At 39.8% G+C, this 12,276-nt stretch carries 10 protein-coding genes, 26 tRNA genes and 1 rRNA gene; 5 read left to right on the forward strand and 32 right to left on the reverse strand.

Annotated features, from left to right (window positions below; genetic code table 11):
- Positions 1–229: 229 nt before the first annotated feature.
- A complete protein-coding gene (locus BW727_RS08910) occupies positions 230–937 on the forward strand; it encodes a hypothetical protein (protein WP_062470019.1) in 708 nt (235 codons plus the stop codon).
- A 37-nt stretch (positions 938–974) separates the two neighbouring features.
- On the opposite strand, the gene BW727_RS08915 is transcribed toward BW727_RS08910, so the two are convergent.
- Both BW727_RS08915 and BW727_RS08920 read right to left on the reverse strand, forming a co-directional pair.
- On the reverse strand, positions 975–2,306 hold the full coding sequence (locus tag BW727_RS08915) for a M20 family metallopeptidase (RefSeq protein WP_062470016.1): 1,332 nt from the start codon (positions 2,304–2,306) through the stop codon (positions 975–977).
- 135 nt (positions 2,307–2,441) lie between these two features.
- Entirely contained in the window at positions 2,442–3,536 is a 1,095-nt protein-coding gene (locus BW727_RS08920; RefSeq protein ID WP_062470013.1) for a baeRF6 domain-containing protein, read from the reverse strand.
- Positions 3,537–3,746: 210 nt separating this feature from the next.
- Here BW727_RS08920 and BW727_RS08925 point away from each other — a divergent pair, with 210 nt between their 5' ends.
- From BW727_RS08925 to BW727_RS08930, 3 genes are all read left to right on the forward strand, one after another.
- Positions 3,747–4,181, forward strand: coding sequence for a GNAT family N-acetyltransferase (locus BW727_RS08925; protein ID WP_062470011.1), 435 nt, complete (start codon positions 3,747–3,749; stop codon positions 4,179–4,181).
- Positions 4,174–4,347: a hypothetical protein gene (locus BW727_RS10630; RefSeq protein WP_156179554.1), complete on the forward strand. Its 174-nt coding sequence runs from the start codon at positions 4,174–4,176 to the stop codon at positions 4,345–4,347. The genes BW727_RS08925 and BW727_RS10630 overlap by 8 nt, the downstream gene beginning before the upstream one ends.
- 142 nt (positions 4,348–4,489) lie before the next feature.
- A complete protein-coding gene (locus BW727_RS08930; protein ID WP_159443136.1) occupies positions 4,490–5,797 on the forward strand; it encodes an APC family permease in 1,308 nt (435 codons plus the stop codon).
- A 28-nt stretch (positions 5,798–5,825) separates the two neighbouring features.
- Here BW727_RS08930 and BW727_RS08935 read toward each other — a convergent pair whose 3' ends face one another.
- From BW727_RS08935 to BW727_RS08945, 3 genes are all read right to left on the reverse strand, one after another.
- Complete coding sequence (locus BW727_RS08935; RefSeq protein ID WP_077795842.1) at positions 5,826–7,184, reverse strand: PFL family protein; 1,359 nt, start codon at positions 7,182–7,184, stop codon at positions 5,826–5,828.
- A gap of 13 nt (positions 7,185–7,197) precedes the next feature.
- Positions 7,198–7,467, reverse strand: coding sequence for an ACT domain-containing protein (locus tag BW727_RS08940; protein WP_062470005.1), 270 nt, complete (start codon positions 7,465–7,467; stop codon positions 7,198–7,200).
- Between the two features lie 130 nt (positions 7,468–7,597).
- Positions 7,598–7,798 (reverse strand): cold-shock protein, encoded by a 201-nt coding sequence (locus BW727_RS08945; protein ID WP_062467937.1) that lies wholly within the window; start codon positions 7,796–7,798, stop codon positions 7,598–7,600.
- A 300-nt stretch (positions 7,799–8,098) separates the two neighbouring features.
- Here BW727_RS08945 and BW727_RS08950 point away from each other — a divergent pair, with 300 nt between their 5' ends.
- Positions 8,099–9,403, forward strand: coding sequence for an ISL3 family transposase (locus BW727_RS08950; RefSeq protein WP_077795843.1), 1,305 nt, complete (start codon positions 8,099–8,101; stop codon positions 9,401–9,403).
- 133 nt (positions 9,404–9,536) lie between these two features.
- Here the strand turns inward: BW727_RS08950 and BW727_RS08955 are convergent.
- The 27 genes from BW727_RS08955 to rrf all read right to left on the reverse strand — a co-directional run bounded on the left by BW727_RS08955 (position 9,537) and on the right by rrf (position 12,257).
- Positions 9,537–9,620: transfer RNA gene (locus tag BW727_RS08955), tRNA-Leu, on the reverse strand.
- Positions 9,621–9,665: 45 nt separating this feature from the next.
- Positions 9,666–9,736: transfer RNA gene (locus BW727_RS08960), tRNA-Cys, on the reverse strand.
- Positions 9,737–9,743: 7 nt separating this feature from the next.
- A tRNA-Gln gene (locus tag BW727_RS08965) sits at positions 9,744–9,814 on the reverse strand.
- Positions 9,815–9,818: 4 nt separating this feature from the next.
- Positions 9,819–9,894 (reverse strand) — tRNA-His (locus tag BW727_RS08970).
- Positions 9,895–9,907: 13 nt separating this feature from the next.
- Positions 9,908–9,988 (reverse strand) — tRNA-Tyr (locus tag BW727_RS08975).
- Between the two features lie 5 nt (positions 9,989–9,993).
- Positions 9,994–10,066 (reverse strand) — tRNA-Phe (locus tag BW727_RS08980).
- 12 nt (positions 10,067–10,078) lie between these two features.
- Positions 10,079–10,151: transfer RNA gene (locus BW727_RS08985), tRNA-Asp, on the reverse strand.
- 3 nt (positions 10,152–10,154) lie between these two features.
- Positions 10,155–10,227 (reverse strand) — tRNA-Val (locus tag BW727_RS08990).
- Between the two features lie 29 nt (positions 10,228–10,256).
- Positions 10,257–10,328 (reverse strand) — tRNA-Glu (locus BW727_RS08995).
- A 5-nt stretch (positions 10,329–10,333) separates the two neighbouring features.
- Positions 10,334–10,407, reverse strand: a tRNA-Ile gene (locus BW727_RS09000).
- Between the two features lie 10 nt (positions 10,408–10,417).
- A tRNA-Gly gene (locus tag BW727_RS09005) sits at positions 10,418–10,488 on the reverse strand.
- A 1-nt stretch (position 10,489) separates the two neighbouring features.
- Positions 10,490–10,565, reverse strand: a tRNA-Asp gene (locus BW727_RS09010).
- A gap of 33 nt (positions 10,566–10,598) precedes the next feature.
- Positions 10,599–10,671, reverse strand: a tRNA-Met gene (locus BW727_RS09015).
- A 45-nt stretch (positions 10,672–10,716) separates the two neighbouring features.
- A tRNA-Ser gene (locus tag BW727_RS09020) sits at positions 10,717–10,806 on the reverse strand.
- A 43-nt stretch (positions 10,807–10,849) separates the two neighbouring features.
- Positions 10,850–10,921 (reverse strand) — tRNA-Glu (locus BW727_RS09025).
- A gap of 17 nt (positions 10,922–10,938) precedes the next feature.
- Positions 10,939–11,026 (reverse strand) — tRNA-Ser (locus BW727_RS09030).
- Between the two features lie 27 nt (positions 11,027–11,053).
- Positions 11,054–11,127 (reverse strand) — tRNA-Ile (locus BW727_RS09035).
- A gap of 47 nt (positions 11,128–11,174) precedes the next feature.
- Positions 11,175–11,248 (reverse strand) — tRNA-Met (locus tag BW727_RS09040).
- Positions 11,249–11,280: 32 nt separating this feature from the next.
- Positions 11,281–11,354: transfer RNA gene (locus tag BW727_RS09045), tRNA-Pro, on the reverse strand.
- Between the two features lie 18 nt (positions 11,355–11,372).
- Positions 11,373–11,446: transfer RNA gene (locus BW727_RS09050), tRNA-Arg, on the reverse strand.
- Between the two features lie 9 nt (positions 11,447–11,455).
- Positions 11,456–11,541: transfer RNA gene (locus BW727_RS09055), tRNA-Leu, on the reverse strand.
- A gap of 47 nt (positions 11,542–11,588) precedes the next feature.
- Positions 11,589–11,660, reverse strand: a tRNA-Gly gene (locus BW727_RS09060).
- 4 nt (positions 11,661–11,664) lie between these two features.
- Positions 11,665–11,737: transfer RNA gene (locus BW727_RS09065), tRNA-Thr, on the reverse strand.
- A 6-nt stretch (positions 11,738–11,743) separates the two neighbouring features.
- Positions 11,744–11,825 (reverse strand) — tRNA-Leu (locus BW727_RS09070).
- A 30-nt stretch (positions 11,826–11,855) separates the two neighbouring features.
- A tRNA-Lys gene (locus BW727_RS09075) sits at positions 11,856–11,928 on the reverse strand.
- Between the two features lie 45 nt (positions 11,929–11,973).
- Positions 11,974–12,046 (reverse strand) — tRNA-Val (locus BW727_RS09080).
- Positions 12,047–12,141: 95 nt separating this feature from the next.
- A 5S ribosomal RNA gene (rrf, locus tag BW727_RS09085) occupies positions 12,142–12,257 on the reverse strand.
- Positions 12,258–12,276 lie beyond the last annotated feature (19 nt).

Raw genomic sequence — 12,276 nt, forward strand, 5'->3', positions numbered from 1 at the left:
TGTGTTCATTTGATAATTATACCCTTCTTCTCTAAACTTGGCGACTTTGAAGTATTCTTAACAAATTACATTTTACTGAAATCAACCCTACCATGCTTTTACTTTAGAGGTTTTATAGCTTCTTATCTTCTTATTCATTAAAAAATATACTCTTTTTTGAAAATCGCTTTCATTCACGTGCAATATTATGTAGAATTAATCTAAGAATATTATGAAGTGAGGCAAAAAAATGAATTACAAACGTTTACTAGCTTTTGTTATACCATCAGTTATTACTCTATCAGCTTGTCAAAGTGTTCTGGCAACAGAACTATCTCCTAATAATACCTTAGCTTCCGCTGAAAATATTGAAAATTACCATCAATATATTAGTGTAGAAACAGAAACAAAACAGAATTCTAACATCATTGAAAATACTTATACAGTGACCGAAGCAACCGTCTTTCCCGAAGAATCACTTGCATACGGATCGCGTATTAACAAGGATAGCGGTTTTAATGCCTTTAAGACATCCATTTATGCTGCTTCAGATGGTGCATATCAAAAAAAGAATAATGAGGAATGGTCCCTTGCAGCAACACCCGACCCTTTATTTTCTACGATTGTTGTTTACCCTTATGAATCTTTTTTAAAGTTAACAGAGCTATTTAAATCGGAAGGTAGTGTTTTAGAAAATAAAGAGGACTATGTGATTTATTATAGTGGTTACGATGAAGAATTAAATCGTGAACTAGCTGAGGTGATGAAACAGTTTCCTATTGCTGGTACGAATTATGAAGCTGAGATTGTCCTAGATAAAGCAACTAAGCAAATTGAGACCATTCATCTCGTATCCGAAACAAAAGAAGATGACAGTAACCGCGTTGCTAAACAACAATTTACAGCATTATTTTCAAAATATAACTACAATACACCTCGTAGTCTAGAAGAACAATAAAAAAACTCAACTGCCCCTATCGAGCAGTTGAGTTTTTTTATTGGCAAGTGAGGCGATATAAAGCTTCCGCATATATGTCCATAGCTTGATATAGATCTTCAAGTGCCATCCGTTCATTTGGACCATGCAAAGTTGCCTCTGCATGTGGTAATTGTGCTCCAAATGCCACACAATTTTCCATAGTACGCGCAAATGTGGCGCCACCTGATACAATCGGAGGCTGCATATCCCCCGTTTTTTTTTGGTAAACAGCCATCAAATTTTCAACCAATGGCGTATCGAGTGGTACATATAAGGGTGCGATAAAGTCATATTCTTCATAAATGAGTCCTGCTTTTTCAGCAGCAGCCTTTAATTTATCTCCAATAAAAGACTTTTCAACTGTCACAGGGTAACGAATATCAATCCCTAAAATAGTTTCTTCTGGATTAATGGACAAGGTTGCGGCATTGCAAGTTAAAATACCAGAAGCTTCGTCTTCTACTTCCCCAAATATATTTAAACCACGTGCATCCTCTTTTACATAATCACGTAAAAATAATAAAGCTTTGTTGTCATCTTTAGTTGTTAAAACATTCGCCAACCGAACGATAGCGTTGATCCCTTGTGGTGAATTTTTACTGTGAACAGACTTTCCTTTTACTGTAATTGATTGTTCATGGCGTTCATAAGAATAGTCATTTTTTTTGAGTTCAGATTCTAAATCATCCACCCATTGTCCTTCATAAGTAGCGTCTTCAGGAACGACATTCATAGCATCCCCTGCTTCTAGGCGATAAGAAGAAGTTTCCTTACTATGTAATTTAATTTGCAAAAGTCCTTTTTCAGCGTATGTTACTGGAAATGTTGAATCAGGCGCAAAACCCATCGTTGCTTTTTCTTCTAGCTCATTATAACGGTTTAAACAGCGCCATAAGTTTTCTTCATCAACACCAAAGATAAAACGTACACGTTTGTTGAGGGTTTCGCCCCCATCCATTACTGCTTTTAGTGCATACATCGCTGCTATCGTCGGTCCTTTGTCGTCTTGACTCCCTCTTGCAATGATAAAGCCATCTTTAATAGTCGGTTCAAATGGTTTACTATCCCACAGTTTTAAATTACCTGGAGGTACTACATCTAGATGACACAGAACTGCAAATAGTTCTTCCCCTTCACCCATTTCCGCATACCCATAATATCCTTCAGGATCAATATAAGTCTTAAACCCTAATTTTTCAGAAATTTCGAGTGTTTTTTCTAGTACTGCTTGGATATCTTTCCCAAAAGGCGTCTCGTCATCTTCTTGTAAATAAGAAGGATACGCTAAAATAGTTTTTAAATCGTCTAAAGCAGCTTCTTGATGTTTTTCTTGGATAAATTTTTTCATAAAAAAACCTCCATTAGTTATTTATCTTATTCTCTAATTTTACACCAATCTATTCTAAAGACAAATAAATACAAATAAAAAAGAAGCTAGCGTCTGCTAACTTCATTCCGATTAATATCTTAATATCTTAATATCTTAATATCTTAATATCGCTGCTACATCTTTCAACTCTGGCATTTGTGAGCGGTCCAATACGTAAACTGTCCCATTCGTACGAACGACATTCAAAGCAAGTTGGTTAAAGAAGTTTTCGTCTCCTTCATATCCTAATTGACCGTTTTCATCAATTGTTCCGGTCACTTTTGAATCTTTTTCAACAAATAAGGTTTCAATACGCCCTTCAAGGCTTGCTGTTGCAAGGTCTTGGTATTGGTCACCCAATTTATATTGTGGTGTCGTCTCTTGGTAGCGTTCTATATTAAGACTATGACGCTTATAAGATACTTCGTCTATTAATTTTTTAACGTGTTGTTTTATTTCATTGTCTGATAAAGACGTTGGCGAACTTTCAATACGCTCATCTTGTAGGTAATTATTTTTAGAAAGTTCACGGAAATCTGCTTGGTTTTCAGATAAAGCAAATAAAATTAATTGCGTTTGCTCTGGCTGACTGAAATTGTCCATAACGTATTTATCAACCATTCGGAAATAGTTTGTCTGATCAATATCTTGTTCGACGCTTGTCTCAGTAACGCCGTGCAAGTTCCCCGGTGTATTTCCACCTGAAGCCAAGTTATCACCACGTGTTAATTCCGTTCCGAGCGCAATTTCAAGCGTCTTCGGTGCATTTTCTGGTAAGTCTATCGGGGTGATTTCTTCCATTTTACCACGGTAGAGTCTCATGTCCTCACTCGTTAAGCATAACAAATGGTAATTATTCATATACTGGAAGTCTTCAATTAAAGGCAAGATGTTAGGTCTTTCACCATATGAAACAAAATCTTTTAATTTCGAACTCACTTCATAATAATAAGTTTCTTCAGGTGTGAAAAAGAACGCAATACCGCGACGACCCTCTGCCCAAAACATTCTATCTGTTGGGACATCTTCAAGTCTTTGACGTAATTTTTCATTATCAACTTGATTTAGAGCTTTCTTTATCATATTTTTAAATTTGATTTGCTCTGCATCCATCGATAATGTTGAGGGATCTTCTGCTTGATACAGTGTTACGAAGGGCCCTTCTGCACCTAAAAGTGTCTGATCTGGAAACTTAGTAAGTTGTCTCATGTAAAATTCCTCCTTCTGCTAACTTTTAAAAAAATTTTAGACAATTTAAAAGCAAGCACTAGCTTATATCCTTATTGTACGTGTAAATAAAGCGCTTGTAAAATATTAGGCTTATTTTTGTAAGCATTTGCAATTTAAAAGAAAAAGTAATGTTTTTTATGAAATGTTTGATACAATACTACTATACAATTCAGAGTGAGGAGAAATGATATGTGGACTATAAAACGTTTTAATGAACTAACCGTTGATGAGCTACACGCCATATACAAATTACGCGTCAAGGTATTCGTTGTCGAACAAAACTGTGCTTATCCGGATGTTGATGATTTAGATAAAGATGCCATTCACGTATTTAATGAAGGCATAAAAGCATATGCACGGATCATACCTGGCAAAGATTTTATTCAGATTGGACGTATTGTTGTTGAACCTGACTTTAGAAGAGAAGGCTATGGACACGCTGTTTTATCACAGGCAATTGATTATTGTCAAAAAAATTATCCTAGTACTGATATTCGGGTACAAGCGCAAGCTTATTTAGAGGATTTTTATATCTCATTCGGTTTTAAATCACAATCTGATGTCTACTTAGAAGACAATATTCCTCATATCGATATGGTTAAAGTGACTGCCCAAGATGACTAAATACACATTAGCCATTTTAATAGCTTTATTTAGTCTTGGTATAAACCTATGGATTATTTATCATCAACGTAAAGGAATCCCAATTGATCCACAAAAAAAACAAAATTTAGAACGCTTATCCTATGCCATTATCGTTGTGGCTATATTAGTTCTTACTTTTGCATAACTACCTTTTATAAGGGTTGAAGCTCTAATTCGCTCCAACCTTTATTTTACTGCGTTTTTTATTGAAAGCAATAAGTTAGTATCTATTGGCTTGCATTTTATAGTATAATTGGATTTATTAAATTATTATGAGGAGGTCAACGTTGGAAAAAAGTAATAGGCATTATGGCCTCGGAACCGCAGTCTCAATGATTGTCGGAATTTGTGTCGGTTCTGGTATATTCTTTAAAGCAGATGATATTTTAGGCTATGCAGGCGGAAATGTTGGTCTCAGTGTTTTAGTATTCTCGATTGGCGCGTTTTGCGTGATCTTTGGTAACATTACCCTTTCCCAGTTAGCGGCTCGTACAGATCGCTCTGGTGGGGTTATTGCTTATTTTGAAGAGTTTATTTCAAAAAAAGCCGCCGCAGGATTTGGTTGGTTTCAAATCTTTGCTTATTATCCCTCTATCGCGGTTGTAGTCAGTTGGGTAGCTGGTATTTATACCACTATGCTTCTAGGTTTACCGAGTACCTTAGAATGGCAAGTTAGTATAGGTTTGTTTTATTTAAGTTTTTTCTTCCTTTTAAACTATTTCTCATTAAAGCTAGGCGGGCAATTTCAAAACATTTCAACCATTATGAAACTTATCCCACTGATTGGAATTGGATTGATTGGATTATTTTGGAAAGCCCCGGTACCAGTGCCAACAGAAAGTTTAGTTGTTCCGGTTAATCAAGTAGGATGGGGTTGGTTAGCTGCTCTTGCTCCTATGGCTTTTTCATTTGACGGGTGGGTAATTTCTACCAGCATCACCCATGAAGTAAGAAATGCTAAACGCACCATGCCAATCGCTTTAACAATTGGACCTCTTATCGTTCTAGGTGTCTACTTGGCTTATTTCTTAGGAATGATTGCCATTGTAGGACCAGAATATATTTTGGAACACCAAGATAATACGATTTATAATATTGGACAAATTTTATTTGGTGAACGGGGTGGAACCTTAATATTATCTTTTATTCTTATTGCGGTTTTAGGTGTCGTTAATGGATTAGTACTCGGCGCCATTCGCTTACCGCAATCTTTAGCTGAAAAGGGTATGTTGCCATATAGTAGTAAAATCAAAATAATTGATAAGAAAACGCAATTATCACCGCGTGCAACGTTTATTTCTATTATTATTGCCTTTTTATGGATGGCTCTTCACTACCTGACTCAAAAATTTCAAATTCTGTCTGGTGGAGATGTTAGTGAAATTGCAATTGTTTTTTCCTATATTACTTATGTTATTTTATATTTAAAGGTTTTCCAGCTCAATAAAAATAAAATGATACCTGTTTTAGCAATAATAGGATCCATCATTATTGTTGTGGGTGGAATTATATCTAATCCTACTTTTGCTCCCTTCTTCTTGTTTGCTTGTTCATTAATATTTTTAAGTGGTTATACGTATTTCAAAAAAACATAAAGCAACGCAATTGCGTTGCTTTATGTTTTTAATTTTTAAATGAATGAAGGGGAGCTGGTATTCTACCACCACGGTTAATCAAACTCTCTGAAGAAAATTCGCTAACTGCAAGTATAGGGGCGCGGCCTAATAACCCTCCAAATTCAACGGTATCGCCAACATCCATTCCAGGAACAGCAATAATCCGTACTGCTGTGGTTTTATGATTCATAATACCAATTGCTGCTTCGTCCGCAATTAAGGCTGAGAGTGTTGCTGCTGTCGTTTTACCAGGAACTGCAACCATATCAAGACCGACGGAACAGATTGCTGTCATTGCTTCTAATTTATCAATGGTGATCGAACCAACTTCGACTGCTTCAATCATTCCAATGTCTTCAGATACAGGAATAAATGAGCCAGATAAACCGCCAACATGTCCGCATGCCATTAATCCACCTTTCTTAACGGCATCATTTAATACAGCTAAAGCTGCGGTTGTTCCGTGGGTTCCTACACGTTCCAATCCCATTTCTTCCAAAATTCGTGCCACTGAGTCGCCAATAGCAGGGGTCGGAGCTAAAGACAAATCAACTATCCCGAAAGGAACGCCTAACCTATCTGCAGCCAAAGTACCAACTAGCTGTCCCATTCGCGTAATTTTAAAAGCTGCTATTTTAATCGTTTCCGCTACAATATCAAAAGGCTTGTCTTTTACTTTTTCTAATGCTCGTTTTACAACTCCTGGTCCACTAACTCCCACGTGAATAACAACATCTGCTTCTCCTACCCCATGAAAAGCACCAGCCATGAACGGATTATCGTCTACAGCGTTGGCAAAGACTACCAATTTCGCAGCACCTAGTCCGCCCATATCAGCTGTTAATTCTGCTGTTTGTTTCATAACCTGTCCCATTTGTGCAACGGCATCCATATTTATTCCTGCCTTAGTAGAACCAATATTCACAGAAGCACAAACCAATTCTGTTTCAGAAAGAGCGTGTGGAATTGATTCGATTAAAATTCGATCCCCTTTAGTATATCCTTTCTCTACCAACGCGCTAAAACCACCTATAAAGTCAACACCTACTTTTTTTGCTGCCGCATCTAAAGTCTTAGCAAAAGCGACATAATCTTTGTCAGAGCTCGCACCTGCAATCAAAGCAATTGGCGTAACTGAAATACGTTTGTTCACGATAGGAACACCAAGTTCTTGCTCGATTTCCCTCGCAACAGTCACTAAATCTTTAGCATAATGCGTGATTTTATTATAAATTTTTTCTCGAGCTTTCTCGCCATCCGAATCCGCACAGTCTAGTAAAGATATTCCCATGGTCACTGTCCGAATATCTAATTTATCTTCAGAAATCATTTGAATCGTTTCTAGTATATTTTCTTTTCGTTCCACGTTTTCCCCACCTTTATAGCGTATGCATTGCGTTAAAAATGTCCTCAGACTGAATTCGAATTACAAGCTGTTCTTTTTTCTCTACATCCCCTAACTTATCTTGTATTTCGATAATTGAGTAAGGAGAAGTTGAGAGATCAACTAACACTATCATTGTAAAGAAACTTTCCATTAAAGTTTGAGAAATATCTAAAATATTTACTTCTACTTCAGCAAGTTTGGTACTAACCGAAGCCACAATTCCTTTATGATCTTTTCCAGTCACAGTTACAATTGCTTTCATTTTTATACCCCACTTTAACTATTTTTTAATAGTTTACCATATTCTATGTCTATAAAAAGAAACATATCAATAAATTATTTAATAAAAAAAAGGTGAGCTATAAATAGCTCACCTTCTATCAATTATAAAATTAGTTTTTAACTACGTTTGTAGCTTGTAGGCCACGGTTTCCTTCTTCTACGTCAAAAGTCACTGATTGACCTTCGTCTAAAGATTTGAAACCTTCGTCTTGGATTGCTGAGAAGTGTACGAATACATCATCTTGTCCGTCACGTTCGATAAATCCAAAACCTTTTTCTGCGTTAAACCATTTTACTGTACCTTGTTCCATAATATAATATCCTCCTCGTGCTTATAAGCACAAATTTATTTAGTTATCTTTGTACGACACGAAGTGATATGTATTACGATCCCACTTATTTTAACGTTGTCCTAACCAAAAACACTATCGTAAGTATACACCATAGCAAGATTAATAGCAAATTTAATTACTTATGTCCGTTTAAATAAAAAGGCTCTAGAATATTAAGTGTTGATGGGCCTTTGGCCCTTTTGTGAAAAACACAAAGAGACAAATGAATTTTTCCGTTAAAATGAAGGTATCGAGTCTTTATTTTAGGAGGAAATTCATTTGTCTCATAATCATTTTATAGGAAAACTACTGGGAATAAAAGATAAAAATATCAAGGTGGATGAAGATAATTGGTTGAAGGAAGACGTACGGAACGGCTTGCGCTGTAAAATCATCTCCGCCACGCTCACCTACATACCGAAAGCGTGTAAATGCTGTGGCTGCGTGAACGCTGGTTCAATCGTAAAGAACGGGACGAAGCTGACCCACCCGCTGCTCCTGGATATGGCGGGATGTCCAACCTACTTAGAATTGAAGAAACAGCGGTTCCTGTGCAGGGAATGCGGACAAACCTTTATTGCGGAAACAACGATGGTCAAAAAACGGTGCCACATCTCGAATGATGTCAAACATTCCATCGCAGTCCAGGGGACGTGTAACATATCTGAAAAGGATATTGCTCGGGAGCACCGTGTATCAAACAACACCGTCAAACGGGTTTTCGGAGCCTTTTATAACACATTCCGTCAAACCTACACCTATCTGCCCGAGAACTTGGCCATCGACGAGTTTAAAAGCGTCAAAAGTGCTGATGGAGCCATGAGTCTAATTATTTGCGATTCCGATAGCCATCGGATTTTCGATGTCCTTGAAGACCGTCGAAACAAGTCAATCACTGATTACTTCCTGCGTTTTTCACAAGAACAACGCGCCAAGGTCAAGACCGTGGTTGTGGACCTGTATGGTCCTTATCAAAAGCTGTTCCAGGCGCTCTTTCCTCAGGCTGAATTGATTATTGACCGTTTCCATATCGTCACGCAGGTAAACCGGGCGCTCAATATGGCACGTATTGGCTTTATGAATACCTTGAAGAAAGCGAATGACTTGAAAGCAAAACGAGATTATAGAAAACTAAAAAAATATTGGAAATTGATTCTGAAAAAAGAAGAACTGTTGAATGGCACAGAATATCGTTATCATAGACTTTTCAAGGGCATGGTGACGGAACGGGGGATCATCGATTATATTCTTTCTTTGGACGAGGGTCTCCGCCTGAATTATAATGCCTACCAAACAATCGTCTTTACCGTTACGCACCGGAAACCGGATTTGTTTCGGTCCTTCATTCATGAGAAACAACGGGGGCTTTCTGCCAAGATGGACCAAGCTTTGAAGACATTCCGCCAATCCGAAAGAGCTATTGTAAACGCACTGAGCTATGACTATTCAAACGGATTAGTGGAAGGGATTAATAATAAAATCAAGGTCATCAAGCGGACAGCCTATGGCTATCGCAACTTTTCTAATTTCCGAAACCGCATCTTCATTGAATATAAATTACTAGAAATAAAAACAGTAGCTTAGGAACCTTTTGGTTCCCAGCTACTGCTTTATAGATTGTGAAATTTAACCTGCATGCAACTGGAAAAATACACTATCAACACTTCTTGACAAAGAGCCAATAAAAAAAGCCACCACATTGGTGACTTACATGTTATACCGGCGGCCGGGATCGAACCGGCACGCCCTCGCGGGCACAGGATTTTGAGTCCTGCGCGTCTGCCAGTTCCGCCACGCCGGCATGATATTTATCAATTTTCTAGTTATCTTCTAACTCTAACGAGAAAGGCGGTAACCGGATTTGAACCGGTGATGAAGGTGTTGCAGACCTATGCCTTACCACTTGGCTATACCGCCATTAAAACTGGGCTAGCTGGATTCGAACCAACGATGACGGAGTCAAAGTCCGTTGCCTTACCGCTTGGCTATAGCCCAAAAATGGGGCGACTGATGGGACTTGAACCCACGAATGCCGGATCCACAAACCGGTGCGTTAACCCCTTCGCCACAATCGCCATAAGATAATAATGGAGGGAGGCAGATTCGAACTGCCGAACCCGAAGGAGCGGATTTACAGTCCGCCGCGTTTAGCCACTTCGCTATCCCTCCAAAGGTGGCTTGGGACGGAATCGAACCGCCGACACCTTGAGCTTCAATCAAGTGCTCTACCAACTGAGCTACCAAGCCATAAATTAAAAACGGTCCCGACGGGATTTGAACCCGCGATCTCCTGCGTGACAGGCAGGCATGTTGACCCCTACACCACGGAACCAAATGGAGGTTGACGGGATCGAACCGCCGACATTCTGCTTGTAAGGCAGACGCTCTCCCAGCTGAGCTAAACCTCCATGCTGCTACAAAACTAATCTTATCTATATGACCCGTACGGGACTCGAACCCGTGTTACCGCCGTGAAAGGGCGGTGTCTTAACCGCTTGACCAACGGGCCTAGAATGGGCCTAAATGGACTCGAACCATCGACCTCACGCTTATCAGGCGTGCGCTCTAACCAGCTGAGCTATAGGCCCATAAAAAAAGAGCGGGTGAGGAGAATCGAACTCCCGACGTCAGCTTGGAAGGCTGGGGTTTTACCACTAAACTACACCCGCGTGGCGGTCCCGACGGGATTTGAACCCGCGATCTCCTGCGTGACAGGCAGGCATGTTAACCCCTACACCACGGAACCGTTACAACTTATTTAAAATATGCCTAAAGGCAATTGCGGGGACAGGACTCGAACCTGTGACCTCCGGGTTATGAGCCCGACGAGCTGCCAACTGCTCTACCCCGCGATAATAAAATAAATGATACTGACATATTGTCTATCAAACAATATAAGGAGGATAAGAGATTCGAACTCTTGCGTGCTTTTACACACCTGACGGTTTTCAAGACCGTTCCCTTCAGCCAGACTTGGGTAATCCTCCACAACAATTATATGACTTTAAGTATAATCAATAAGTTATACTATGACCCGTACGGGACTCGAACCCGTGTTACCGCCGTGAAAGGGCGGTGTCTTAACCGCTTGACCAACGGGCCAGATAAAAAAACAAATACGGAGAAGGAGGGATTTGAACCCTCGCGCCGCGTTAGCGACCTACACCCTTAGCAGGGGCGCCTCTTCAGCCACTTGAGTACTTCCCCATAACCTATATAAACAGCAATAACAAATGGACCTTGCAGGACTCGAACCTGCGACCGGACGGTTATGAGCCGTCTGCTCTAACCAACTGAGCTAAAGGTCCGGACTCTTGAAGTTTACCTGATTATAACTGGATCCATTTTGAAGAAATAGCGGCGAAGGGGATCGAACCCCCGACCTCCCGGGTATGAACCGGACGCTCTAGCCAGCTGAGCTACACCGCCATGTATCTAACCTTTACGGTTATTAGTACTAATCGGGAAGACAGGATTCGAACCTGCGACCCCTTGGTCCCAAACCAAGTGCTCTACCAAGCTGAGCTACTTCCCGTTTACAAAAAAATAAAAATGCAGCCAGTAGGAGTCGAACCTACAACCGCCTGATTCGTAGTCAGGTACTCTATCCAATTGAGCTATGGCTGCAAAAAAAAATGCCGAGAATCGGGATCGAACCGATACGGTGATCACTCACCGCAGGATTTTAAGTCCTGTGCGTCTGCCAATTCCGCCACCCCGGCATTACAATATAATATTAACATAAGTATAGACTATAAGCTACTTATGAAGCGGAAGACGGGGTTCGAACCCGCGACCCCCACCTTGGCAAGGTGGTGTTCTACCACTGAACTACTTCCGCAAAGTGCCGGCTAAAGGAGTTGAACCCTCGACCCTCTGATTACAAATCAGATGCTCTACCAACTGAGCTAAGCCGGCAAAAAGTGCGGGTGAAGGGACTTGAACCCCCACGCCTTGCGGCGCTAGATCCTAAATCTAGTGCGTCTGCCAATTCCGCCACACCCGCTTTATCTACTCTAAAAAATTACAATAGATATGAGTCATGCAGGATTCGAACCTGCGACCCTCTGATTAAAAGTCAGATGCTCTACCAACTGAGCTAATGACTCGAAAACTTAGTATGAGTATATTTTTAAGTTTTAAAAATATATCAATGGAGATTGACGGGATCGAACCGCCGACATTCTGCTTGTAAGGCAGACGCTCTCCCAGCTGAGCTAAATCTCCATATAAAACAACTTCTTAAATATCATATAATAATTATAGTAATACTGCAAGTATTAAATGACTTTTACCTTATAGTATTTATCATTAAATAGTATGCGCGGCAGCGTCCTACTCTCACAAAGGGAAACCCTTCACTACAATCGGCGCTAAGAAGCTTAACTTCTGTGTTCGGGATGGGAACAGGTGTGACCTTCTTGCCCTTGCCACCGCACATTTTCTATTTAATTGAA

This window comes from Jeotgalibaca dankookensis (genome assembly GCF_002005405.1).
Taxonomy (GTDB): Bacteria; Bacillota; Bacilli; order Lactobacillales; family Aerococcaceae; genus Jeotgalibaca; species Jeotgalibaca dankookensis.